The 24,175-nt window shown below is 62.5% G+C and carries 24 protein-coding genes and 7 pseudogenes; all 31 read right to left on the bottom strand.

Going from position 1 to position 24,175, the window contains the following annotated elements; genetic code table 11:
- Positions 1-49: 49 nt before the first annotated feature.
- Complete coding sequence (nusB, locus tag L0A91_RS03390) at positions 50-463, bottom strand: transcription antitermination factor NusB (RefSeq protein ID WP_235245872.1); 414 nt, start codon at positions 461-463, stop codon at positions 50-52.
- A gap of 5 nt (positions 464-468) precedes the next feature.
- Positions 469-1,029, bottom strand: a complete 561-nt coding sequence (gene efp, locus L0A91_RS03385; RefSeq protein WP_235245871.1) for an elongation factor P — start codon at positions 1,027-1,029, stop codon at positions 469-471.
- Between the two features lie 104 nt (positions 1,030-1,133).
- A complete protein-coding gene (locus L0A91_RS03380; RefSeq protein ID WP_235245870.1) occupies positions 1,134-1,580 on the bottom strand; it encodes a type II 3-dehydroquinate dehydratase in 447 nt (148 codons plus the stop codon).
- 9 nt (positions 1,581-1,589) lie between these two features.
- Positions 1,590-2,657 carry a 3-dehydroquinate synthase gene (gene aroB / locus L0A91_RS03375; protein WP_235245869.1) on the bottom strand — a complete coding sequence of 356 codons (1,068 nt, stop codon included), beginning with the start codon at positions 2,655-2,657 and terminating at the stop codon, positions 1,590-1,592.
- On the bottom strand, positions 2,654-3,157 hold the full coding sequence (locus L0A91_RS03370) for a shikimate kinase (protein WP_397333843.1): 504 nt from the start codon (positions 3,155-3,157) through the stop codon (positions 2,654-2,656). Before L0A91_RS03370 ends, aroB begins: the two co-directional genes overlap by 4 nt.
- 12 nt (positions 3,158-3,169) lie before the next feature.
- A pseudogene (gene aroC / locus L0A91_RS03365) lies at positions 3,170-4,450 on the bottom strand (chorismate synthase); the annotation flags it as partial.
- A 131-nt stretch (positions 4,451-4,581) separates the two neighbouring features.
- Complete coding sequence (locus tag L0A91_RS03360; RefSeq protein ID WP_235245866.1) at positions 4,582-5,001, bottom strand: prepilin peptidase; 420 nt, start codon at positions 4,999-5,001, stop codon at positions 4,582-4,584.
- A 94-nt stretch (positions 5,002-5,095) separates the two neighbouring features.
- The gene (locus L0A91_RS03355) at positions 5,096-5,716 is read right to left on the bottom strand and encodes a hypothetical protein (RefSeq protein WP_235245865.1); all 621 of its coding nucleotides are present in this window, start codon (positions 5,714-5,716) and stop codon (positions 5,096-5,098) included.
- 2 nt (positions 5,717-5,718) lie between these two features.
- Complete coding sequence (locus L0A91_RS03350) at positions 5,719-6,105, bottom strand: hypothetical protein (RefSeq protein WP_235245864.1); 387 nt, start codon at positions 6,103-6,105, stop codon at positions 5,719-5,721.
- The gene (locus L0A91_RS17180) at positions 6,095-6,292 is read right to left on the bottom strand and encodes an endolytic transglycosylase MltG (RefSeq protein WP_260115279.1); all 198 of its coding nucleotides are present in this window, start codon (positions 6,290-6,292) and stop codon (positions 6,095-6,097) included. Before L0A91_RS17180 ends, L0A91_RS03350 begins: the two co-directional genes overlap by 11 nt.
- Positions 6,238-7,137 (bottom strand): endolytic transglycosylase MltG, encoded by a 900-nt coding sequence (mltG, locus tag L0A91_RS03345; protein WP_260115278.1) that lies wholly within the window; start codon positions 7,135-7,137, stop codon positions 6,238-6,240. The genes L0A91_RS17180 and mltG overlap by 55 nt, the downstream gene beginning before the upstream one ends.
- Positions 7,104-7,541, bottom strand: a complete 438-nt coding sequence (locus tag L0A91_RS03340) for a hypothetical protein (RefSeq protein WP_235245863.1) — start codon at positions 7,539-7,541, stop codon at positions 7,104-7,106. The genes mltG and L0A91_RS03340 overlap by 34 nt, the downstream gene beginning before the upstream one ends.
- Before the next feature lie 16 nt (positions 7,542-7,557).
- Positions 7,558-8,049 (bottom strand): Holliday junction resolvase RuvX, encoded by a 492-nt coding sequence (gene ruvX / locus L0A91_RS03335; RefSeq protein ID WP_311197980.1) that lies wholly within the window; start codon positions 8,047-8,049, stop codon positions 7,558-7,560.
- Positions 8,050-8,128: 79 nt separating this feature from the next.
- Entirely contained in the window at positions 8,129-8,311 is a 183-nt protein-coding gene (locus L0A91_RS19520; protein ID WP_397333783.1) for a DHHA1 domain-containing protein, read from the bottom strand.
- A complete protein-coding gene (locus L0A91_RS19515; RefSeq protein WP_397333782.1) occupies positions 8,251-8,601 on the bottom strand; it encodes a DHH family phosphoesterase in 351 nt (116 codons plus the stop codon). Before L0A91_RS19515 ends, L0A91_RS19520 begins: the two co-directional genes overlap by 61 nt.
- Complete coding sequence (gene alaS, locus L0A91_RS19510; protein WP_397333781.1) at positions 8,574-10,142, bottom strand: alanine--tRNA ligase; 1,569 nt, start codon at positions 10,140-10,142, stop codon at positions 8,574-8,576. The genes L0A91_RS19515 and alaS overlap by 28 nt, the downstream gene beginning before the upstream one ends.
- A 134-nt stretch (positions 10,143-10,276) precedes the next feature.
- Positions 10,277-10,803 (bottom strand): annotated as a pseudogene (locus L0A91_RS19505) (alanine--tRNA ligase-related protein).
- Between the two features lie 71 nt (positions 10,804-10,874).
- A pseudogene (locus L0A91_RS19500) lies at positions 10,875-11,311 on the bottom strand (hypothetical protein).
- A 146-nt stretch (positions 11,312-11,457) separates the two neighbouring features.
- Positions 11,458-12,165: pseudogene (locus L0A91_RS19495) on the bottom strand (AAA family ATPase); the annotation flags it as partial.
- Between the two features lie 154 nt (positions 12,166-12,319).
- A pseudogene (gene aspS / locus L0A91_RS03320) lies at positions 12,320-14,133 on the bottom strand (aspartate--tRNA ligase).
- Between the two features lie 3 nt (positions 14,134-14,136).
- Positions 14,137-14,835 (bottom strand): NUDIX hydrolase, encoded by a 699-nt coding sequence (locus L0A91_RS03315; protein WP_235245862.1) that lies wholly within the window; start codon positions 14,833-14,835, stop codon positions 14,137-14,139.
- On the bottom strand, positions 14,832-15,440 hold the full coding sequence (locus L0A91_RS18210) for a glutamine amidotransferase-related protein (protein ID WP_311197979.1): 609 nt from the start codon (positions 15,438-15,440) through the stop codon (positions 14,832-14,834). The genes L0A91_RS03315 and L0A91_RS18210 overlap by 4 nt, the downstream gene beginning before the upstream one ends.
- A gap of 11 nt (positions 15,441-15,451) precedes the next feature.
- A pseudogene (locus L0A91_RS18205) lies at positions 15,452-16,506 on the bottom strand (CTP synthase).
- A gap of 29 nt (positions 16,507-16,535) precedes the next feature.
- A complete protein-coding gene (locus tag L0A91_RS03305) occupies positions 16,536-17,654 on the bottom strand; it encodes a glycosyltransferase family 4 protein (protein ID WP_235245861.1) in 1,119 nt (372 codons plus the stop codon).
- A 40-nt stretch (positions 17,655-17,694) separates the two neighbouring features.
- Entirely contained in the window at positions 17,695-19,056 is a 1,362-nt protein-coding gene (murJ, locus tag L0A91_RS03300) for a murein biosynthesis integral membrane protein MurJ (protein ID WP_235245860.1), read from the bottom strand.
- On the bottom strand, positions 19,034-19,327 hold the full coding sequence (locus L0A91_RS03295; protein WP_235245859.1) for a lipid II flippase MurJ: 294 nt from the start codon (positions 19,325-19,327) through the stop codon (positions 19,034-19,036). Before L0A91_RS03295 ends, murJ begins: the two co-directional genes overlap by 23 nt.
- 205 nt (positions 19,328-19,532) lie before the next feature.
- Positions 19,533-19,976: a hypothetical protein gene (locus L0A91_RS03290; RefSeq protein WP_235245858.1), complete on the bottom strand. Its 444-nt coding sequence runs from the start codon at positions 19,974-19,976 to the stop codon at positions 19,533-19,535.
- Positions 19,970-20,140 (bottom strand): hypothetical protein, encoded by a 171-nt coding sequence (locus L0A91_RS03285; RefSeq protein WP_235245857.1) that lies wholly within the window; start codon positions 20,138-20,140, stop codon positions 19,970-19,972. The genes L0A91_RS03290 and L0A91_RS03285 overlap by 7 nt, the downstream gene beginning before the upstream one ends.
- Complete coding sequence (locus L0A91_RS03280; RefSeq protein ID WP_235245856.1) at positions 20,137-21,147, bottom strand: copper transporter; 1,011 nt, start codon at positions 21,145-21,147, stop codon at positions 20,137-20,139. Before L0A91_RS03280 ends, L0A91_RS03285 begins: the two co-directional genes overlap by 4 nt.
- Positions 21,144-22,330 (bottom strand): annotated as a pseudogene (gene steA, locus L0A91_RS03275) (putative cytokinetic ring protein SteA). The gene L0A91_RS03280 and the pseudogene steA overlap by 4 nt, the downstream one beginning before the upstream one ends.
- A gap of 88 nt (positions 22,331-22,418) precedes the next feature.
- A complete protein-coding gene (gene recN, locus L0A91_RS03270) occupies positions 22,419-24,173 on the bottom strand; it encodes a DNA repair protein RecN (protein ID WP_235245855.1) in 1,755 nt (584 codons plus the stop codon).
- Positions 24,174-24,175: the final 2 nt, after the last annotated feature.

The following is a 24,175-nucleotide window of genomic DNA, read 5'->3' as shown; positions in this document are numbered from 1 at the left end:
GGTTAAAGGATGAGTGGTGACCCTCACTCTAATGGTCCTGCGATGGTCGTTAAACCAAAGTAAATTTCACGTCCGCGATCCGCGCCAGCAACCCATTGACGAACTTTGGCGAGTCATCCGTGGACATGCCCTGGACCATCTCAACGGCCTCAGAAATGGCAACCACGTCCGGCACGTCGTCATTCCAGACGATCTCCCAGGTCCCGACGCGCAAGACCGCTCGATCCACTGACGGCATCCGGTCTAGTGACCAGCCCATGCTGTAAGTCGACAGCGCCTCGTTGATGACCTGCCATTGATCAAGAACCCCGCGAACGAGCTCAACGGTGTACTCAGGCAAAGGGTGCTGCGTGGTCGGCGCGGCGATCCGCGCCTCCAGCAACTCACGCACGTCGAGGTCACGCTGTTCGGCCTCAAACAGGAGCTCCAGGGCACGCTTTCGCGCTTTAGTCCTGGCTGCCACGCTAGTTAGCTCACCCGTCCGAGGTAGGAGCCATCACGCGTGTCGACCTTGACCTTGGTGCCGGTCTCGAGGAACAGCGGGACCTGAATCTCGGCGCCAGTCTCCAGCGTCGCGGGCTTGGTGCCACCGGTGGAGCGGTCGCCCTGCAAGCCGGGATCGGTGTGCGAGATCTCCAAGACCACGGTGACCGGCAATTCGACGTACAAAACGTTGCCTTCGTAACGGGCGATCATCGCGTCACCGTTTTCCAGCAAGAAGTCCTTAGCGGAGCCCAAGACCTCGCCCGAAACCGGGATCTGCTCAAACGTCTTGGCTTCCATGAAGATGTAGTCAGTACCGTCGTTGTAGAGGTACTGCATGTCAGAGCGGTCGACCGTTGCGGTCTCGACCTTGGTGCCAGCGTTGAACGTCTTGTCGATGATCTTGTTGCTCAACACGTTCTTCAACTTGGTCCGCACGAAGGCGGGGCCCTTGCCCGGCTTCACGTGCTGGAACTCCAGCACCTGCCAGAGTCCGTTATCCATCTGCAGGATAAGGCCGTTCTTAAAGTCGTTTGTGGATGCCACAGTCACTCTTTCGTTTAAATTGTCAAGGCCAGCGAGCACGCCAAATCGTGGCTCTGCGCTGGGATCGGGGACTAGTCTAGCGGGTGAAGACCGACAGGCCCGACTTATGGCTCGCGGGACACCAGTGCTTGCAATGCCAGCTCGTAGGACCGAGCGCCGAATCCCGCAATCGTGCCGGTCGCTACCCCCGAAACGACTGAGGTATGCCGGAAGGTCTCGCGGGCCGCGGGGTTGGACAGGTGGACTTCGATCAAGGACGACCCCATCCCTACCAGGTGAGCGCACGCGTCACGCACCGCATACGAATAGTGCGTGAAGGCGGCTGGGTTGAGGACGACGTCAAGACCCGCATTCGCAGCCTCGTGCAGCCACCCCACCAACTCACTTTCGTCGTTGGTCTGCCGAGCATCCACGGACAGCCCCAAATCGGCCGCGACCAGGGATAGCTGGCCCATCATGTCGGCGAGCGTCACGGAGCCATAGATTTCCGGTTCGCGGGAGCCAAGGGCCGCGAGATTTGGGCCACTGAGCACGAGTACGTTCTTGGTCACTTCGTCACCCTAAGACACTGTCTTGTATGCGTGCAGCAGGTCATCTTCACTCGGGCCTTCGGCGCGGGCTGGTTTGGCCAAGTCGTCGAGAACGACGAACCGCAGCATGTTGCCGCGAGACTTCTTGTCGCGAGCCATCGCAGTGCGCAACTTGTCCCAGTCGCCGTCACGGTACACAGTGGGCAGGCCAACCTTGGTCAAGATGGTGCGCAACCGCCCCACGATCTCGGCCGATGTCCGACCGAGCGCCAGGCCGAGCTCGGCGGCAAAGATCATGCCGACCGCCACCGCATCGCCGTGCCGCCAGGTGTAGTTCTCACTGAGTTCGATGGCGTGGGCAAAGGTATGCCCATAGTTCAGAATCTCGCGCAGGTTAGATTCTTTGAGGTCGGCCGCGACGACCGTGGCTTTGACCTGCACCGCACGTGCCATCAACTCGACAGCAACCTCAGCGTTAGGGTCAACGGCGGCAGCAAAGTCGGCCTCGATGAGGTCAAGAATCACGGGGTCGGCAATAAAGCCGGCCTTGATGACCTCAGCCAGACCCGCCACGTAGTCAGCCTGCGACTGGGTCGTCATCCACGCTGGATCGCACAAGACGCCCTGAGGCGGATAGAAGGCGCCCACCAGGTTCTTGCCTTCTGGGGTGTTGATGCCAGTCTTGCCACCAACGGCTGCATCGACGATGCCCAGCATTGAGGTGGGGATCTGCACCAGATCGACACCGCGCAGCCAACCAGCGGCCGCAAATCCGGCCAGGTCAGTCGTTGCCCCTCCACCTAGCCCGACCACCAGATCGTCGCGCGTAAAGGCGGCTTGACCCATTTGCGACCACAGCTCTGCCAGCACGCTCACGGTTTTAGCGGCTTCGGCATCAGGGACGATGGCGAGATGCGGCTGCCCACCTGCGGCTTCGATGACATCCCTAGCCTGCTGGGCCAAGTCATCTCGGCCCTGCTGCTGGATCACCAGCACCCGCCGATCGGGGCGGACAAAGTCGGCCAGTCGGTCCATGGCACCGGCACCCATGAATACTTGATATTCGTCACCAACATCAACGGTGCGGATGTCGGTCATGCCGTCGCGACCTCAACATCGCTGAGGATCTCAGCCACGACCGAATCAACATCACGAGCGGCCGTGTCGACTCGCCAGGTCGCGAGATCTTGATAGATCGGCCGGCGAATGTTCATCAACCGTGTCCACGATGCACGCGGGTTGACCACCAACATCGGCCTTGATGCGTCAAAACCGATCCGCTTCGAGGCGTCGGCGATGCCCACGTCCAGGAACACGACGGGATGCACCTTGAGCGCTTCCTGCACGTCGTCATCCATGATCGCGCCGCCACCCAGGGACAACACTCCGGCATGGCTGGTGAGCGAGCTCAGCACTTCATCTCGTTCCAGCGATCGGAACGCTGCCTCGCCGTCTTGCACAAAAATGTCGCTGATTGAGCGCCCGGTGCTCTGCTCAACAGCCGCATCGGTGTCTCGGAAAGGGACTCCAAGTGCCTTGGCCAAGGCCTCTCCGACCGCAGACTTGCCAGCACCGGGCGGGCCTACCAAGACGAGCACAGGTGCACGCGTTGGCTCCGGTTGCTCCAATGGAGATGTTTCAGTCATCGAGGTGTCCTCGCATCGTCTCGGGAATGCTCTGCAGGTATGAGTCCAGGTTGCGCCGCACTTCGGTCACGCTGTCGCCGCCAAACTTCTCCAGCACTGCCTCGGCCAGCACCAGTGCGACCATCGCCTCGGCGACCACCCCGGAGGCAGGGACAGCACAGACGTCCGAGCGTTGATGGATCGCTGTGGCTGCTTCGCCGCTAGCGGTGTCGATGGTGCGTAGGGCGCGTGGGACCGTTGAGATGGGCTTCATCGCGGCGCGAACCCGCAGCACTCCACCAGTGCTCATGCCCCCCTCGGTGCCGCCGGAGCGCAAGGTCGTCCGTTCGATCAATCCGTCGTTGTCGCGCACGATCTCGTCGTGTGCCAGGCTGCCTCGACGGGCGGCCGTCCGGAAGCCTTCGCCAATCTCGACGCCCTTCATGGCCTGAATGCCCATGAGGGCACCCGCCAACCGAGCATCGAGTCGCCGGTCCCAGTGCACGTGCGAACCCAGCCCAGGCGGCAAGCCCCAGGCAACAACCTCAACCACACCGCCCAAGGTGTCGCCGTCCTTCTTGGCCGCGTCAACCTCAGCCACCATGGCTGCCGATAGTTCGGTGTTCAGGGTCCGCACGGGGTCGTCGTCAATCTGGCCAACATCGTCGGGGCGCGGCAGGTCTTCCAGCAGGGGCGCATCGGTGTCCGGGCCACTACCACCAGCGCTGCCGATAGACACGGTGTGCGATACCAGCCGAATGCCACACGCCTGCTCGAGGAAAGCAGAGGCCACGGCGCCGAGGGCAACCCGGGCGGCCGTTTCCCGAGCAGAAGCCCGCTCCAGGATCGGGCGCGCTTCGTCGAAACCGTACTTCTGCATACCCACGAGGTCAGCGTGGCCGGGCCGAGGACGGGTCAGCGGCTTATTGCGCGCGAGCTCCTTGGGAGCCCCGACGTCATTTGCCTTTTCGATAGCAGCATCTTCGACGGGCTCTGGGCTCATCACGGATTCCCACTTGGCCCACTCGGTGTTGGCGATGCGCAGGGCCAATGGGGAGCCGAGAGTGTAGCCATGACGGATGCCCCCGCTGAACTCAAACTGATCCACTTCAAAGGACATCCGGCACCGCGCCCGTAACCCAGCCTGCGCCGAGCCAATGCTCCAGAAATAGCCTCCCGGTCGACCCGCACACCAGCGGGTAGACCTTCGATCATGGCGGTTAGGGCCGGGCCGTGAGATTCGCCTGCAGTGAGCCAACGCAACATAGGTCCATTCTCTCACCAGGCATGCAGACCCGCGAAAATGCGGACGCTGCCCAGTCGGTCAATAGGTCAGGGTCAAAAGATCAGTGAGATGAGGTTGGGCGGCAATAGCGCCCCAATCAATGCGCCCACCATCATCGGCGGACCGAAGGCAAGCTCGCCTCCAGCCGGATTTTGCCCGTAACGAGCAACATGGCGGCGACCAAACCACCGACCAGAAAGCCGCTGTACATGCCGACCATGACGCTCTGCCAGCCGAACCAGCCCAAACCGGCGCCCAGCACCATGGCTAACTTCACGTCGCCAAGCCCCAGTGCCAGCGAGCCTCTCGCCAGCGAGACCAAGGAGATCACCAAATAGCCAATCCCGCAGACCAACCCGGTCACCAGCACCCGACCAAAAATGCCCCACAAGCCTTCGCTGGCGGCAGCGACAAAGAGCCCGACGATCAGTGCGCCCATCGTGGGCCACATGATCCGGTCGGGCAGTCGGTGCACATCAAGGTCCATAGCTGCCAGACAGACGCAGGCGACAGCGATCGCAGCGAAGGTCAAGAGCGCCAGGATTTGGCCCGCGCCAATGGTTCCATCGGCACTTCCCGGGTCGAAGCCAACTTGGTAGCCGCCGGCGCTGCAAGGAAGCGCCAGGTCAGGGCCGCAAAGATAGCGCCCAGCACTGGAGCAACCCACCAACGGGAGCCAGGCAACGCCATGGACTCTTCATCGGGCTTGCGATAGGTGACTCGCCGCAGCCAACGCCCCAGCGGAACACCCGCCAGCACGCCAAGTAGGCCAGCGACGATCGCCACAACCTCAAACCCAGACACGATCTACTCCCCTGTTGAGCGGCCCGAAGCGCCTGGTCCATGGCAGCCAGCGGCGCGTCGAACCCAGTCATTAGCCGCACCTGCTCGCCGGCCTGATGCAGCAACATCCTTGACCCGTCAATGGCAATTGCGCCCTGCTCGGCGCACTGCCCGGACCAAAGGCTGGGTCCATGGCCATAGGCCACATCCATCACGGTCGCATCGCTGAGATCAAAGCCAGCCAGACTGGCCGGTTCGCTGCCACCTGGAGCGGTGCTGACGGCATACCCGACCTTGACGATTGGCGTGGCATCTCGGCCCGCGAGCATCAGAGTGACGTCCAATGCCTGAGCTAGCTCGGCAAAATCGGGCCGGACCGATCTGCGCACTTGCACCCACGCTGTTGTCACGCCCATCTCCACGAGTGCCACCAGCACCGATTTTGCGGTAGCACCCGTGCCCACGATCAAGGCGTTGTGCGGAGCCCGCGTTGGCTTGCGCCCTCTGCCAACGCTCTCTGCACGCCCACCACGTCAGTGTTTTCGGCAAACCAGCCATTGGCGGTAGCGATCAACGTGTTGGCCGCTCCAGTTTGACGAGCGACCTGGGACACCTCACTCGCCAGGGCCACAGCCTCCGGCTTGCCAGGCATCGTCACCGACAGTCCCACCTGATGAGCAGGCAGGTCGGCGACATGACGGCTTAGATCGCCAGCGACGACCTCAGTCCGGCTGTACGTCCACCCGTCTAGCCCCAACGCCTGATAGGCAGCCCGGTGCAGCACCGGGCTCAACGAGTGAGCAATCGGAGAGCCTACGACGCCGGCCGCGTGCTCAGCCAAGTCAGCAGTCATCCGGGTTGCCGGCGCACCACTGCTGGAAGAGGGCCACGTTTTCTTCGTGCTCCTCAAACGTCTCGGCAAAGTTGGTCTCGCCGGTGGTCGGGTTGACCGTGACAAAGAACTTCCACGGACCATCTGCCGGGTTCATCGCCGCATTGATCGCGGCACGTCCGGGGCTATCAATCGGCCCCGGCGGCAAACCTGGGAGTAGGTACGTGTTGTAAGGGCTGTCACTCGCTCGCTGCTCATCAGTCGTGCCAGCCAAGCCACGCTCTTGAAAATGAAGTGAATGGAGGAGTCCATCGCCAAGGCTTCGCCATCGTCGAGCCGGTTCTCGATGACTCGGGCCACCTTGGGCAGGTCGTCAGAGAATGCTGCCTCAGCCTGAATCAAACTGGCTTCGATGATGACGTCGCCAAGCTCATCCTCAGGGATTTCCTCCTCAGCGAAAACCTTCTTGCCCTGGTCGATCATCGTCTGAAGTTGCTCTTCAGGTGTCGAGTCTTCGGCGAAGTCATACGTCCTCGGGAAGAGATAGCCCTCCAACTCGCCGTTTGCCGCATCGGGGAGATCCAGCGACTCGGGATCGACGGCCTCGTAGTCCGCTACCTCATTGCCGGTGCCATCAGCCAAAATCTCGAACGTCTCATCGACCCACAGGCCCTCGCGGATCGTGACTCCGCTCGCCTTGAAGGCCGGGTCCACAAGTCGGTCCAACGCAGACTGGGCACTCATCTGCTGCGCCAGCGTGTAAGAACCAGGCTGGATGCTCTGTGAACGGCTGTCCACGGTGGCTACGGCGGTAAATGCCGCAGCCGAGGCGACGACATCGTTTTCGGCCAAAATCTGAGCGATCTGAGCGCCACCGGCACCGCTGGGGATCGTGACGACAATTTCGCCAGTGCCCTCCCCCTCATAATCCTCAGCAGTCTGCGACTCGCTCATGCTGAAGGTCGGCAAGGCACCACGGATGGCGTTAAAGGCAAAGTAGCCACCGCCGAAGACCAACGCTAGTGCGACCAGAATGCTGCCGTAGCGGACCACTGGGGACCGACGCCGTGGCGCGGGTCCCGGTGGTTCATGGTCTCGCCAGGTAGCGCGACTCCAGCGGCGTAGTGATCGTCATAGATCGGCACGTCATCCTCGACTAGATGCCCATCGGCGTCATAGACGGGGGCATCGTGTGGGTGCACCTCATCAGGATGGACGTCATGCGAGTGGACGTCATGCGGGTGCACCTCATCAGGGTGGGCCTCGTGGGCCGGGACACCCCAGTCACCTTCCCACGCCGCATCAGACTCGTGACCCAGTTCGTGACCTGCCTCGTGACCAGTTTCGTCGGCAGGTTCAGCCGCATGCTGGTCCGGGGTCTCTGCGGCCGCCGGGTGTCGGCCGCGCGTGCCCTTTGACTGCTTGTAGGCTCGCCTGCTGGTGAACTCGCCGTTCATGTCCTCATCAGGGGAGTCATAGCAGGGGGCCTCCTCGTCGTTTCGCTCGCGGTTTGCGAGGTTTGCGTCGGCCGAGCACGTGACCTTGGGGCGCGCCTAGACGTCGTTCTGCGTCTAGAGCTCCCTGCAAGATCAGTACGGCCGCTGCTTGGTCGATTCGAGCTCGATGGTCGCGGCTTTTCACTCCGCTGTCGTGCAGGCTGCGGTGAGCGTCAACCGTAGTCAAACGTTCGTCCCACAACCGAACAGTACGGTCCGGGCAGCGTTCATCCAACTGCTGGGCGTAGTCGCGAGCTCGCTCAGCGGCCACGCCTTCGTCTCCGGAAAGGCGACGCGGCAGCCCAACGACAATCTCGATTGCCTCTCGCTCGCGACATTCCTGAACGACTTCATCCAGGTCAGCTAAGCCCTCAACATCGCGATTGAGGGTTCGAACGGGAAAGGCAACCATGCCGTCGGGGTCGCTGGCTGCCATACCGACTCGGACTTGCCCAACATCAATGCCCACGCGGACACCACGCCGGGTAGCGGGCTCATTCACCTCATGCTGTGAAGAACCCGCTACCTCGGGGTGGTCCGGTGTGCGATCAACTGCCTCGAGTGACGGTCTCCCCCACGGCATGCTCCACACGCTGCAAGGCCTCAGCGACCTTGCTCACGTCGGAGCCCCCACCCTGTGCCAAATCATCCTTGCCGCCGCCACCGCCGCCTAGGGTTGAAGCAGCGATCTTGACGAGAGCGCCAGCCTTAACACCCCACTCGCGTGCCATCGGGTTCGTCGCAATGACAACAACCGGGCGCCCTTTGCAGTACCCGACACGGCCACAACGCTGGGACGCTGATCACCCAAGCGAGCCCGCAGGTCCGTCACCAAAGTCCGGACGTCGTCACCGCCAACGCCGTCACCGGCGTCGTGACCAATAAAGCTCACGCCATAGACATCGCGCGCAGACTGGACTAGACCAGAGGCGGCGGCCATAACCTGCTGCTGACGAGCGGCGTTGATCTCGCGCTCGGCGTCCTTAAGGCGGGTCAAGATGCCATCGATCCGCTCTGGCAACTCTTCGAGCGCACCTTCAACACATCGGTCAATTGGCCGACAACGGCATGCTCGCGGGCCAGGAAGTTGTAGGCATCGGTGCCGACCAGGGCTTCAACACGTCGGACACCAGAACCGATCGAGGCTTCGCCGAGCAATTTGACCAGGCCCAACTGTCCTGAGCGCTGTGCGTGGGTGCCACCACACAATTCGCTCGCCCAGTCACCAACGGAGACAACCCGGACCTCATCGCCATACTTTTCGCCGAAGAGCGCCATTGCACCAGCATCGTGAGCCTGTTGCTGCGTCATCACCTCGGCGCGCACCGGCAGGTCATCCATCAAAAGTGCGTTGACGCGTGCCTCGACATCAGCCATTGCTGACGCGGGGAGGGCCGAGTTGGCGTTGAAGTCGAACCGAAAACGGCCCGGCGCGTTTTCTGAACCGGCCTGCGTCGCCGTTTCGCCGAGTGCTTCGCGGATCGCCTTGTGCACCATGTGAGTCGCGGTGTGGGCGCGCGAGATGGAACGCCGGCGGGCGATATCCACTTCGCCGTATGCCGTCTCACCAACTCCGACCGCACCGTCAACAACCTTGGCCTTGTGCACGATGACGCCGTTAATCGGTGACTGCACGTCGTACACCTCAACGACAGCGCCGCCGGCGAGGCGGATCGTGCCGCCGTCGGCCAACTGCCCGCCACCCTCGGCATAGAACGGCGTCCGGTCGAGAACAACCTCAACCTCTTGGCCAGCCTCGACTTGCTGCACCGTTTGCCCATCGAGCAGCAATCCAGCGACGCGACCCTCGAGCTGACCTCGTCGTACCCAGTGAACTGGACGACGCTGCCTAGTTGTCAGCGATAGCGCGGTAAGCAGAGGTGTCTCCGCGGCCTGACTTCTTGGCCTTGAGTCTGCTTTTGCCCGGTCGCGCTGCTCGTTCATCAAGCGTCGGAATCCGGCCTCGTCAACGGAGAGGCCGTGCTCCGCAGCCATCTCCAAGGTCAGATCAATGGGGAAACCGAAAGTGTCGTGCAGAGCGAATGCTTCTGAGCCACCCAACTGTGACTTGCCAGCAGACTTGACCTTTTGCACGGCGTCGTCGAGCAGCACGGTGCCGCTCACCAGCGTCCGCCTAAACGACTCCTCCTCAGCAAAAGCAACCTGGCTGATGCGCGACCAGTCATCCTGCAACTCTGGGTAAGACTTGCCCATCACGTCGCGGCTGACCGGCAAGAGGGTCGGCAGGACCGGCGTTTCAACGCCCAACAACCGCATGGAGCGGACCGCTCGGCGTAGGAGTCTGCGCAGCACGTAGCCGCGGCCCTCGTTGGCTGGGGTCACCCCGTCGCTCATGATCATCAAGGCCGATCGAATGTGGTCGGCCACGACGCGGAACAAGACATCGTCCTGCTCGTTGGCGCCGTACTTGCGCGCGCACATCCCTTCGGCAGCCTCGATCACCGGGTAGATCTCATCGATCTCGTACAGGTTGTCGACACCCTGCAGCAGCAAGGCAACGCGCTCGAGGCCCATGCCGGTATCGATATTCTTTGTCGGCAACTCGCCAGCGATGTCGAAGTCGACCTTGAGCGAACCTGCGAGAGTTCATCCTGCATAAAGACGAGGTTCCAGATTTCGAGGTATCGGTTTTCGTCCGCTTCCGGACCCCGTCGGCGCCAAACTCCGGCCCGCGGTCAACATAGATTTCGCTGCACGGCCCACCGGGGCCGGACTCCGGTGTGCCAATAGTTGTCTTCGCGGCCACGTCGCTGAATCCGCTCCATCGGAATGTCAGCGATCGCCCGCCACATCTCGACGGCTTCGTCATCGCCATCCAGCACCGTCACCCAAATCACTTCGGGATCGAAGCCGTAGCCACCCTCGTCTTGGCTGCCGGTGACCAACTCCCAGGCTTGCCTGATGGCCTGCTCTTTGAAGTAGTCGCCGAACGAGAAGTTGCCGTTCATCTGGAAGAACGTGCCGTGGCGAGTCGTCTTGCCGACCTCTTCGATGTCCAAGGTCCGGACACACTTTGGACCGACGTCGCGCGCTTCCAGGGCGGAGTCTGCTGCCCAGTGAGGTAGGGGATGAAGGGCACCATGCCAGCGATCGTGAAGAGCAGCGTCGGGTCCTTGCTGACCAACGAGGCACTGGGCACCACGGCGTGGCCCTGGCCCTCAAAGTAGCTCAGCCAACGTCGACGAATTTCAGCGGTTTCCATAGCTCCTCTTCAACTTCCCGTGCAGTGCTCTGGCACTCTATCTGTTCGACCTAGCAATCGGGTGACCGCCGTCACGCAGATCCGCGGATGATCTTTCGCAGTTTCTCCCAACGAGGCTTCAACCGTTCTTCCCAACCCCGGTCAGTGGGGTTGTAGTAGTTGGCGTCCTGCAGGTCGTCTGGCAAATACTGCTGAGGCCCCACACCAGCCGGTTCATCATGGCTGTAGCGATACCCTGGCCATGGCCCAACTTGCTCGCTCCGGCATAACTCGTGCCGCGCAAATGGGCGGGCACTGCAGCACCGCGCCCCGCTCGAACATCAGCGATAGCGGCATTAATGCCAAGGTAGGCAGCGTTCGACTTGGGAGCGACAGCGTTGTGCACCACGGCCTGAGCCAGGATGATCCGTGCCTCCGGCATACCAATCTGCGCCACGGCATGCAGGGCCGCGACTGCGGTCTGCAGGGCTGTCGGGTCAGCCATGCCGACATCTTCGCTGGCACTAATGACGATGCGACGGGCGATGAATCGCGGGTCCTCCCCGCTTCCAATTGGCGCGCCAAGTAATGCAAAGCCGCGTCAACGTCGCTACCGCGCATCGACTTAATGAAGGCACTAGCCACGTCGTAATGCTGATCTCCAGCACGGTCATACCGCACTATCGCGTGCGCCATGGCCTGCTGCACATGATCCACCGTGATCTGGACAGTCTTGCTCGCACCGCTTTCGTAGGCAGCATCGGCAGCCACTCCAGCCGAGGCCTCCAACGTCGTCAGGGCACGCCGACCATCGCCGCCGCAGAGGCGCACGATGGCGGATTTTGCCTCCTCGTCCAACTCCACCGAATTGTCGAGGCCACGCTCATCGCTCAGCGCCCGGTCAATCAACGTGGCGATGTCCTCATCGGGGATCGAGCCCAACGTGACGAGAACAGAGCGGGACAACAGCGGCGCGATGATGCTGAAGGACGGGTTCTCGGTGGTCGCAGCCACCAAAATGATCAGACGGTTCTCGACACCGGGCAGCAGAGCATCCTGCTGGGCCTTGGTGAATCGGTGGATTTCGTCCAAAAACAGAACGGTGGCCCGCCCGTGCATATTGCGCTGACGAGTTGCCTCATCCATCACAGCACGAACGTCTTTGACCCCCGCTGTGACGGCGGAAAGTTGCACGAACCGTCGCCCACTAGCTTGGGCGACCAAGTTGGCCAACGTGGTCTTGCCCGTTCCAGGTGGACCCCACAGAATGGCTGACAGTGGACCAGCCTGTCCTGCGCCGCCCTCGATCAGCCGCCGCAGCGGACTGCCGGGACGCAACACGTCGCCCTGTCCGACCACCTCGTCGAGCGACGCCGGACGCATACGCACCGCTAGTGGAGGTCGAAGATCTGGGCCGCTGGTGTCAGCGCCAGAGTCGAACAAATCGGCTGGTTCAGTCATCGTCACTCACACTAACCCTCGGGGCTGAACGTCAAGGCCGCCTCGCGTGCTGCGAGACGGCCTTTGACGATGGTGATCAGCCCTGCTGGGCCTCATCGGTCTTGGCAGGTGCTGGCTTGGAATCCACACCAGCCTCCTTGCGCTGCTCGGACGTGATCGCGGCCGGAGCAGAGGTCAACGGGTCAAAGCCGCCACCAGACTTGGGGAAGGCAATGACATCGCGGATCGAGTCAGTGCCAGCAAGCAGTGCCACGACGCGGTCCCAACCGAAGGCGATCCCGCCGTGCGGTGGGGCGCCGAACTTGAACGCCTCGAGCAAGAAGCCGAACTTCTCGTCGGCATCTTCGGGGCTCAATCCCATGACGCCAAAGACGCGCTCCTGGATGTCGCGACGGTGGATACGGATAGAGCCGCCACCGATCTCGTTGCCGTTGCAGACCATGTCGTAGGCATAGGCAAGCGCTTCGCCAGGCTCAGTGTCAAGGAGTCCATGAACTCGGCCTTGGGCGAGGTGAAGGCGTGGTGGACAGCGGTCCACTTGCCAGCTCCCACGGCAACGTCACCGGCAGCAACCGCCTCAGAGGCGGGCTCGAACATGGGGGCGTCGAGAACCCAAAGGAAGGACCACGCCGACTCGTCGATGATGCCAACGCGGTGGCCGATCTCCAGACGTGCCGCACCCAACAGCGAGCGAGAAGCCTTCGCAGCGCCGGCGGCGAAGAATACGCAGTCGCCGGGCTTGGCGCCCACGTGCTCGGCAAGGCCGGCCCGCTCTTCTTCGCTCAGATTCTTGGCGACTGGCCCAGCCAGCGTGCCGTCGTCGACGATGGTGACGTAGGCCAGCCCCTTGGCGCCGCGCTGCTTAGCCCAATCCTGCCAGGCATCAAACTGGCGACGAGGCTGGCTGCCACCACCGGGCATCACGACCGCACCGACATACTCCGCCTGGAAGACCCGGAAAGGTGTGTTGGCGAAATAGTCAGTGCACTCCACCAATTCCAAACCAAAACGCAGATCTGGCTTGTCCGAGCCATAGCCAGCCATAGCGTCGGCATAGGTCATCTGCGGGAAGGGCGTGGGCAGGTCGACACCGATGGTCGCCCACACGGCCTTGGCGATCTGCTCACCGAGCGCGATGACGTCTGCTTGCTCGACAAAGCTCATCTCAACATCGAGTTGGGTGAACTCGGGCTGACGGTCAGCGCGGAAGTCCTCGTCGCGGTAGCAGCGAGCGATTTGGTAGTAGCGCTCCATGCCACCAACCATCAGCAACTGCTTAAACAACTGGGGGCTCTGCGGCAAGGCGTACCAAGCGCCAGGCTGCAACCGCGCCGGGACCAGGAAGTCGCGAGCACCTTCAGGGGTTGAGCGCGTCAGGGTCGGCGTTTCGATCTCGACGAAGTCTTGCTCGGCCAAGACCGACCGCGCGGCTGCGTTGACCTTGCTGCGTAGGCGCAGGTTGGCACCAGCAGAGTTTGCGCCGGGGCGACGCATGTCGAGATAGCGGTGCCGCAAGCGGGCTTCCTCGCCAACGGTCACCCGCTCATCAATCTGGAACGGCAACGGGGCCGCTTCGCTGAGCACCTCAAGGTCGTTGGCCAGCACTTCGACGTCACCGGTCGGCAACTCAGCGTTGGCGTTGCCCTCAGGGCGGCTGCGCACCGTGCCGACAACCTTGATGCAGTATTCGTTGCGCAACTCGTGTGCACCGCCCTGGGCAAGCACCTCGTCACGGGCAACAACCTGGACGACTCCAGAAGCGTCCCGCAAATCCAAGAACGCCACTCCGCCGTGATCGCGACGACGATCAACCCACCCGGTCAGGGTCACAGTTGCGTCGTTGGCGGCATGCTCGGCTCGAAGTGAGCCAGCCTGGTGAGTGCGGAGCACAATTCATCCTTTGTTCTTGGTTGTTGTGGAATCGGTAAGTCTACGGCGTGGGTGAGACAGCCACGGCTCACGGGGATCGCGCAGAGACTGCCATCCCGTTTCCATGGCACGCGCAGCGCTCAGCACCCCGATCATGGTCGTTGCGTTGCGCAACTTGCCAGCCATCACGGCCTCAACGGCATCGTCAAGAGCGACCCAGCGCAGGACCAGATCGGCCTCTTCGTCGGTCCGCTCAAACCGCTCATCCGCAGGTATGTCAGTCAGGTCGCGGGCCAAGAAGATCCGCAAGGCCTCGGACACACCGCCCGGCGAGGAGACTTCCTCAGCAAGCAGGTCCCATCGCTGCGCCCGCAGATCGGCTTCCTCGGCCAACTCCCGAGCAGCGCCAACCACCGGCTCCTCACCCTCGACATCGAGCAACCCGGCCGGCAACTCCCACTCATTTGCTCGAACTGGGTGACGGTACTGCTGCAACAGCAAGATCTCAGGCTGGCCGCGATCCTCGCGCAGGACCAAGATCGCCACTGCCCCAGGGTGATCCACGAAGTCACGAGTGACTTCACCGGCGTCACCAAGATCGACGCGCTCGGACACGACGTCCCACACTCGACCCTGATAGACGACTGCGGATTCCAGGACGGTCTTGCTGGTTAGTTCATCGACTAGTTCCGCGCGGTCAGCAAGCGGGACGTTCAAGGTCATGACGCAGCGTTCCGTTCGACCTCGACCAGTCGCTGGCTGCGCTGTGCCTCGACGGCGGCCGCGACCAAACCTTCAAAGAGCGGGTGTGCCTGATCGGGGCGACTCTTGAACTCTGGGTGGGCCTGGGTTGCCACGTAGTAGGGGTGCTCATCTGCGGGTAGTTCGACGAACTCCACCAACTGCCCGTCCGGCGACGTGCCGGAAATGACGAATCCGGCTGCCGTCAGGTGGTCGCGATAGTCGTTGTTGACCTCGTAGCGGTGTCGGTGCCGTTCGGTCACCTCGGTGGTGCCGTAAGCCTGGGCCGTGACCGAGCCCGCCACCAATGTTGCTGGGTAGGAGCCCAGCCGCATGGTGCCGCCCAGGTCCCCTGCTCCTTCAACGAACGCCATCTGTTCAGCCATGGTGGCGATCACCGGCGCTGGGCTGTCCGCCTCAAACTCCGTCGAGCTGGCACCCTCAATTCCAGCCTGGTGGCGTGCATACTCGATGACCATGGCCTGCAACCCGAGGCAGATGCCCAGGGTGGGCACCTTGCGCTCGCGGGCCCACCGCAAGGCACCGATCTTGCCCTCGATGCCGCGTACGCCGAAGCCGCCGGGCACCAAGATGGCGTCTACTCCCCGAGCGCCTTCGCTGCGCCTGATTCAGTCGCGCACTGGTCGGAGGCAACCCAGCGAATGTTGACCTTCGCGTCGTTCGCGAAGCCACCGGCGCGCATCGCTTCGGTGATCGACAAGTAGGCATCCGGCAGATCGACATATTTGCCGACCAAGGCGATTTCGACATCGTGCTCAGGTTGATGCACGCGCCGTAGCAGTTGATCCCACTGGCTCCAGTCGACGTCGCGGAACGGCAGACCGAGGTGCCGCACCACATAGGCGTCGAGGCCCTCGGAGTGCAGCACCTTAGGGATGTCATAAATGCTCTCGGCATCGATGGCGTTGGCCACGGCGTCGTCGTCAACGTCACACATCAGTGAAATCTTGCGCTTGATGGAGTCGGGGATGGGCCGGTCGGCGCGACAGACGATGGCGTCAGGGCTGATACCAACCTGGCGCAGCATGGCCACCGAGTGCTGAGTCGGCTTGGTCTTCAACTCCCGCTTGGCGCCAGATACGGGATGAGCGAAACGTGGAGGAAGAAGCAGTTGCTGCGACCCACGTCGTGACGGACCTGGCGAGCAGCTTCGAGGAATGGCAGCGACTCAATGTCACCGACTGTCCCACCGATCTCGGTGATGATGATGTCGGGGCGATCGGCTTCGTCGCCTGCAGCGTCGGCCCGCATCCGAGACTTGATCTCGTTGGTGATGTGCGGGATCACTTGCACCGTGTCACCGAGGTACTCGCCGCGTCGCTCCTTTGCAATGACGTTGTCGTAGACCTGCCCGGTCGTCACATTGGCGCGACCACGGAGGTTTACATTCAGGAAGCGTTCGTAATGCCCGATGTCTAGGTCGCATTCGGCACCGTCTTCGGTGACAAACACCTCGCCATGCTGGAACGGGTTCATCGTTCCCGGGTCCACGTTGATGTAGGGATCAAGCTTTTGCATCGTGACTTTCAGACCACGGCTACGGAGCAAGAATCCGAGGCTCGAAGCAGTCAGCCCCTTGCCCAAGGAAGAGGCGACACCGCCGGTGACAAAGATATGTTTCGTTGTTTCCACCACGGGATTCCAGCCTACGCGACTTCTGCTCAGATTGTTGCACCAACGCTGCCGTAGGCCAGCAATACAGCATCCAGAGCATCATCTGTGGTGGGGAGTTGGCCCGACCTGGCCCGTGCCCGCTGCGCCCAAATCTGTTGCTCACCATCGTCGGCCAACAACTCAGCGAATGCATAGCGCAGCCCCGAGGCAACACCGCGGTCATCTCCGTCGACGAGCCACCCGGCGCCTGCCAACACGGTGTTGGTCCCGCCGACGTTCGTCGCGACGATGGCGCAACCGGCGTGTAATGCTTCCTGAATCCACACGGGCTGTCCTTCCCAGCGCGCTGCAGAAACCGCCACGTCTGCGAGCGCCAACAAACTGGGGACATCCGTGCGGTGACCAAGAAGACCAATCGGCAGGCTCTCATTGATGATTCGCGCCTGGAGGCGTTCCCGGTCCGGCCCATCCCCGGCGATTAGCCATCGCGCGTTGAGTGGCCCCTCTTCCCGGGCCAGTTGCGCGACAGCCTCCAGCAGTCGGGTCAGACCTTTCTGTCGGGTCAGGCGGGCGGCCGTGACAAAGATCGTTTGGCCTTCTTCAAGGCCCAATTCAGTCCGCAATGCCTGTGCTTGGGCTGGCGTCAGTTCCGCACGAGGATTTGGCACGGCCGGGACGACGGCAAGCTCACACGCCACATCGGGCCCTGCGCTGATCTCGGCGGCCAGATCCGGTGACACTGCCAAGACGAGGTCACTGCCCTTAGCGACCACCCGTTGCAACTGCTGGTGTATGACGCGGGAGAGCCCGCGCTCTGGTGCCGCATTGTGCAGGGTCACGACCAGGGCCGGAATCTCCTGCGTTTCCATGGTCATCAGGCGTCGTCGGGCAAACACCGCCAGAGCCCCGGCGCGGACACCATGGGCGTGCACAACATCCTGACCGACCATGCGCTGAGCTAACGCCGAGAGCGCCCGACGATCTGCCGCCAAGGATGGACGCGAGCCAACCTCAAAGGCTGCCGCTGAGTCGGAGAACTCGTGCATCTCGAACTGGTCAATCACCGACTGTGGGGCAGCCACCGAAATCTGCTGACCCCTGCTGGCAAGACCTCGGGCTAGCTGGCGGACATGCTGCCCGATGCCGCCCGCGACGAGACCTGTCACGAGCAAGACACGGAGATGATCAGGTTGTTGAGGCACGGCCCTAGTGTGACCGACGGCGCAAGCGCTGGGTAACAGCGCCACCCAAACTTCGGTAGGTCGAACGGTCAATAACAGCAAGAACCAGCGCCAAAGTCAGCAGGGCCGCGACCGAAATCAAGCCGGCGGAAATGAGGGCTCCCCACCAAGTGCTCGCCCCGGCCAACGCGTCATAGGGCCAGAGCAAGGGGGCCGCCAGGACCAGGATGGCGGTCACGCCCAGACTGGCGAGCAACCGCAATGGCGGCCCTAGTTGAGCACCGGCAAATTCTTGGCTCGCCCACCGCGCAAGTACCAGGCCGCCCACCGTCATCCCCAGCGATGAGGCCAGACCGATGGTCGCCAGCGCCGGCGCAGCACCCCAACCGGCACCACCAAACCAGACGATCAGCGGCCCAAGCCCAGCGACAACCCAGGCGAGGCTTTGGCCAATGGCTGCCCGCCGAGGCCGGCCCGCGGCATACAGCGCTCGGGAGGCAAGCGCCATCAGGCCGAAACCCACCAGGCCAGGAGCGAAGGCTGCGATCGCCGTGGGCGATGCGCGCAGGGCCACGTTGCCAGGTCCGTCGCCGCCAGCATCAATGGCCAACCAGAAGTCCCCGATCTGCTCCCTGCTCGCGATCAGGATCAACGCGGCAGCAGTGCCGGTGACCAGGATCAGACTGGCCGTCCGGCTGAGCACCTGGCTTGCTTGCGATTTATCCGCCAACCGGGGAAAAGCCACTGTCGCGACCGGAACGACGAGCACCGCATACGGCAGCAAATAGACCGTCTGGGTGTAGTTGTAGGCGTTCACGACGCCGAGGTCGACTCGCCTGCTCGCGACAATAGTCAGCAGGACGGTCAGTTGTTGGGCCGCGACGGCGATGACACCGGCGAGCGCTAAGGCGCGAGCGATCCGAGCACTGTCGTCGGGGAAGCGCCAACTCAGACGCATCCGGGCGCCAGTGCGCCACGCCGGAATGATGAGGGGCAGACTCATCGCGACGACCCCGAGGGTTGTGCCGCCCGCCAGCAGCACGATAGAAGCAGTCGAAGCCACTTCCGCCGCCGGATCGGCAACCTGACCAAACGCAAAATAGGTGGCGATCACGACCACGCTCGAGAGCAATGGTGCGGTGGCGGCAGCCAAGAACCTGCGGTGTGCCTGCAGTATGCCGGTGAGCACCACCCCTACCGCGTAGAAGACAATCTGCGGTGCAAAAGCAGCAGCATCAAGGCAGCCATGTCTGCCGTTGCCGCCGCTGAGCACCCCTGGCTCGACCCCATCAGCGCACCCGAGATTGGCCCCGCTGTGACCATCAGCAGCAGCGCGATCGGAAGGGTAATGGAGATTGCCCAGGTCAGCGCCGCGCTGCCAAAGCATCAGCGGATCGCTCGTCTCCTTCGGCCAAGTATCTCGCCACGATCGGCACGATGACGGCGGCTAAGGCTCCGCCGACTGCCACCTCATACAAGACATTCGGAAGTTGGTTGGTGGTGGCGTAGGCGTCACCAACGCAGGTCGCACCGACCATGCTGGAAAAGACAACCCAACGGGCTAGACCAACAAGCCGCGAGAGCAGCGTCATGATGGCGACCCCGCCCGCAGCAGCAGCGAAGCCACCCGTGGCTAGCCGCGGGCTAGACCCGCTCACGGCTACTTCGCTTCACGCGCGTCCCCACTGATCCAATTCACGCAGCACGGGGTGTTGGCGATCACCGCTGAAAAACTCACGCGCTCAGAAAGCAAAGTAAGCCCAACCACGGCACTCGTGGCGACCAGCCTCTCAGTGCGACTCAGTGACCGCATGGCCCCCAGACCGAGCAACGCACCGATCGGGTTGGCGCCGGTATCCCCCATCATCGACTGACCAGCGAGGTCAGCGGAAGGCCAGCCAGGGACGCACCAAGCACGGCAGCCACTGCAGAGTCGCGGCGGTGCCACAAGGCCAGTGAAGAGAGCGCCGCGACCTTCAGCGCCCGCCCAGGCCGCAGATCAAAGAGGTTAATCAGGTTTGCAGCCCCAGCGACCAGGACTGACCCCAGCACGAGGTCTGCCCATCCCGCGTTTTCATCGCCGCGTTGATCCACCCAGGCGGCGATGACGGCGCTACTGCCCAATCCAAGGATTTTTAGCGCACCCGGACTGACCTCTCCGCGCGTCAACGCACCCAAGTGTCCGGCCAGGCCCTTGCGCGCTGCATCGGGATGTAGGTCATCCCACGCCCCAACGCTGCCCCCAGCCAGACACAACACCGCGCTGGTCGGGTCGCTGCAGGCAAGAGCCGCTGAGGTGCCTAACACCAGGGATGGACCTTCGAGCAGGCTGACGTTCTGGCCAGCGTGGTTAGTCCGGCTCCACCGCTGGTGTCCCCTGGCACGCCACGGTTTCGCCACCAGGCTGTGGCTGCTGCAGTGAAAGCTGCGCTGCCAGCCAAGATCGCTAACTGGTGGCCAGCGGTGCTCACGGCGTCGGAACTCGATCGTTAGTGGTCACCGGGTCTGGCGCACTAGAGGCACCCGCATCGTCTGCGAATCCGAAGTGGCCGACCTGGTCTGAGGCTAGCCAGGCCAGGGACCAGACAACGCTTAGCCGGCCGAGCGCCGAGTCGACGTTATCGACGGTGGAGACTTCGCTCGCCAAGTCTGAGTCTGCCCGGACAGTGCTCAATAGTGGGTGAGCAGCGAGGGCTTCAACATTGCCGGAAGGCTGTTCTGTGCCTTCGCCAGCAACCAAGATTGCGCTGTCTGTCTGGCCAAGAGCCTGAACGAGTGACGTTTCTTGGGGCTCGGCGTCGGTGTCGGCGCTTTCCGGCTCAGGTGAACTGCCGGCAACCAAAATCACCATCGAAACCGGCTCGATCGCTGACGTGCCCGGCACGATGGCACCGCTGCCAGCGCGAGACACCGAGATGAAGCCAGCCTCTTCAAGGATGCTCTGCCCCAAATCACCTGAGTAGACGCTGCCATCTGGACCCCAGCCGGTGATCGCTGTTGCCAAGGTTGCCTCAGCGGTCGCATTCTCTGGAGTGGCGAATCCTGCACCCCAGACGGCGGACATTTCTTGGGCTGCAGCTGCACGTTCCTCGGCAAGCTCAGGGTCATCCCAATCGTTCAGGATCTGCAGCCGCGGTGCGACTGTCCCACCCGCTTGGGTCACCGCTAGAGCTAGGTCATCTGCAGCATCAGTGTCGGCATCAGGAAGCTCGACGACGGCAACGCTCTGATCCGTCAGGAGCCCAGCAACGAGATCCGGCGTGACCTCATCCAAAAGGTCTTCACGAGTGTCTGCGCGTCGCTCCTGCAGGGCCAGGTCAGCCCGCAGCACATTGCGCTCTTCGCCGAGCTCAGCCACTTGACCCTCAATGGTGTCCGACAACTGCCCCCGCAGCGGCCCAGCACCCAGCACGATCCCCACCGCTAGCGCGATAAAGACCGCCACCAGCGAGACGACGTGATACCTAAAATCAATCACCAGGGAAGCACCCCACCTATCCATGCAAACAAGTCATCAAGGCGCAGCATAAACACGCTCAGAATGGTTCGCCCACCAGCCGTCGCGCCCAGCGCAGCCAGCAAAGCCAGTGCTCCAGCCAGCACCAACCACATCAGCGAGATCGTGGAAATCCGCGACCGGTAGAGCAAACTCACGCCTTTAGCGTCGACTAGCTTTGACCCGACCCGGAGTCGGGTCAAAAGGTGCTGGCCATACCTTTGCGGCCCTTGTCCAAGAACTCCACCAGGGTCGCGTGGGTGCCCACTGCGACGATCAACGATGCGCCAAGGCCATCAGCCAGCAACATCGCGATGTCTTCGCTGGTCCCGGTGGCAGGCAGCACGATGGGTTGCTGGACCCCGAGGGCCTCGACTCGCTCTAGCCCTGGAGCACGGCCGTCACGATAGGCGTGCACCACGATCTCGGCTCCGCTGGTCAGGGAGGCGTCACTGACTGAGTCCATGTCGCCGACGATGACGTCGGGGCGATAGCCCAACTCCAGGAGCGCGTCGGCTCCGCCGTCGACGCCGATCAAGACGGGGTCTGCTTCGCGGATAAACGGACGCAGCGCGACCAGGTCTTCTTTGTAGTGATATCCGCGCACCACAACCAAGACGTAACGGTCCTGCATTGGGGTACGCAGTGGTGGCAAGTCGATGCCGTCGAGCAGCAGGTCTTGCTCAACCTGCACATACTCCATGGTGTTGCGGGCGAAAGACTCGATTTGTGCGGAAACTTGGGTCTTTGCAAGCTCGGTCGCAGCCGCTACGTCCTCGGCACTGAGCAGATCACCGTGAGCGACCGCCTCGTCATCAACGAAAACCGTGTTGCCTTCGATGCGAGCTAGGCTCCCCTCGGGCAGCGCATCGAGAACTTCAGCCCCCGCGGCATCAATCAACGGAATGCCCGCATCAATCAAGATTTGCGGGCCACGGTTCGGATAGGCACCACTGGTCGATTTAGCCCCATTGACGACAGCCACTGGTTTGCACGCCACAAGTGCGTTGGCAGAAACCTGATCCAGGTCCTCATGCAGGATGACGGCAATATCGCCGACCTGCAGCCTTTTGGTCAGATTTTTCGTTCGCGCATCAACCCGGAGGGTCCCTTGTACTGGGCTTCCATCCGGGTCAGCGGAAGGTAGCCGACCGAAAAGTGACATGTTGTCCCCATCGTGTCATGCCCGACACCCCGTTGGAGCGCTTCTCGTGCGTGCAACTGATCACCTTTGGACGCTTAGCGACTAAGCCCTAACCGTGTGAAGCGAAAGTTCGCGAGTTGTCGGCGAGCAACTCACGCGCGTGTTCCAGTGCGGCGGCCGAGTCCGTGACCCCACCTAACATCCTGGCAATCTCGACCACGCGGTCGTTGCCGGTGACCGCGTGCACGTCGCTGGAAGTCACCTGTCCATCGGAGTCTTTCTGGACCACCAGGTGGTGATCGGCAAAGGCAGCGACTTGCCCTAAGTGGGTGACGACGAGGACCTGTGCCGTTTGCGCCAGTTTCGCCAATCGGGCGCCAAGGTCAAGCGCCGCACTCCCACCTACCCCGGCATCGACCTCATCGAAGACATAGGTCGGCACGTCGTTAGCCGAAGCGACCAGCTCCAGTGCCAACATCACGCGGGACAGTTCACCGCCGGAGGCAGCTTTGGTCACCGATCGTGCGGGCGCACCAGGGTTGGCCGCAAGCCGTATTTCAACGTCCTCTAACCCGTGTGGCCTAGGTATGCACCGTGCGCCAGCTACCTCAAGGGCGCCGTCGTCACCAGATTTGGCCGTCCTGGGGATGACCACTACCTCAACCGTTGCCGACCCCATCGCTAGGTGGCGAACCTCGGAGGTAACGTTCGCCGATAGTTCTGCTGCGCCCTTCTCGCGTGCTCTGCGAAGACTTTTTCCGTGCTTGACCACGGCAGCGGCCGACTCTTTGACCTCAGCTTGGGCCGCCTCGATGCGCTCTGATGAAGTGTCCAAATCAGCCAATCGAAGTGCTGATGCCTGGGCCCATTTCAAGACCTCAGCGGTGCTGTCACCGTAGTTACGCAACATCGCTGTGATGGTCGAGCGGCGCTGCTGGACTTGAGCTAGCCTGCCGGGGTCCGCATCAATCGAGTTCGCATAAGAGGCCATCTCTGTGGCCAAATCTGAGGAAAGATAGCTGATCTCATTCAGCCGCTCTCGGAAACCTTCAATGGCTGGGTCGTGCTCGCTGACCTGTGTCAGCTCATGCGCTGCCTGAGCAAGCAACTCCAACACCGAGGTGTCCTGCGGTCCGCCATCGTCATCGCCGCCTAAGGCAACTTGGGTTGCCTGCGCGGCCGACCTGAGACCAGTGGCATGACCCAATCTCGCCTCATCAGCTTGCAGGTCATCTTCTTCGCCCTCAGCTGGGTTGATTGCACCAATCTCATCCAGGGCTGTGCGCAGCATCTGCGCCTCACGAGCCCGCTCGGCGCCGCTGGTCGTGAGGTCAAGCAGTGTTTTCTGAGCTCGCGTCCACGAGCTAAATGCCCCTTGGTATGCGGTTCTCGCCTTCGCTAGCACTGTTCCGCCAGCCGAGTCCAGCATCATCCGGTGTTGCTCTGGGTCGCGCAAGCGCCACTGATCGGCCTGGCCATGGACGGCGACGAGATGTTGACCAACCTCAGCCAACACGCCAATGGGGGCCGCTCGTCCGCCGACATGCGCCTTTGAACCACGCTCGGCGTTAATCGTCCGCACCAAAATCAGGCTGCCGTCGTCAACCTCGCCGCCAGCCTCAATGACGCGCTGGCTGGCCTGATGCCCTTCACCGACTTCGGCGACACCTTCGACTACAGCGGCTCTAGCACCGACCCGCACGAGTCCAGCGTCAGCCCTCGAGCCCAACAACAGACCCAAACCGCTGACGACCATCGTCTTTCCGGCACCGGTCTCACCGGTGATCACGTTAAGGCCAGGCGAGAGCTCTAACTCGGCATCGTCAATGACCCCGAGCTGAGAGATCCGCAAACTGCGCAGCATGC

This window comes from Ornithinimicrobium sp. INDO-MA30-4, assembly GCF_021535045.1.
Lineage (GTDB): Bacteria > Actinomycetota > Actinomycetes > Actinomycetales > Dermatophilaceae > Ornithinicoccus.
Note: the sequence above shows the minus strand (reverse complement) of the source record. Positions and strands in the feature narration are given on the sequence as shown.

Excerpts from the sequence above, each read along its gene's own strand:
- aroB (WP_235245869.1), bottom strand. The coding sequence starts at position 2,657 with ATGACCGACATCCGCACCGTTGATGTTGGTGACGAATATCAAGTATTC.
- L0A91_RS03350 (WP_235245864.1), bottom strand. The coding sequence starts at position 6,105 with ATGACTGCTGACTTGGCTGAGCACGCGGCCGGCGTCGTAGGCTCTCCG.
- L0A91_RS03340 (WP_235245863.1), bottom strand. The coding sequence starts at position 7,541 with ATGAACGGCGAGTTCACCAGCAGGCGAGCCTACAAGCAGTCAAAGGGC.
- L0A91_RS19520 (WP_397333783.1), bottom strand. The coding sequence starts at position 8,311 with ATGGCACGCGAGTGGGGTGTTAAGGCTGGCGCTCTCGTCAAGATCGCT.
- L0A91_RS03315 (WP_235245862.1), bottom strand. The coding sequence starts at position 14,835 with ATGACCTTGAACGTCCCGCTTGCTGACCGCGCGGAACTAGTCGATGAA.
- murJ (WP_235245860.1), bottom strand. The coding sequence starts at position 19,056 with ATGCTTTGGCAGCGCGGCGCTGACCTGGGCAATCTCCATTACCCTTCC.
- recN (WP_235245855.1), bottom strand. The coding sequence starts at position 24,173 with ATGCTGCGCAGTTTGCGGATCTCTCAGCTCGGGGTCATTGACGATGCC.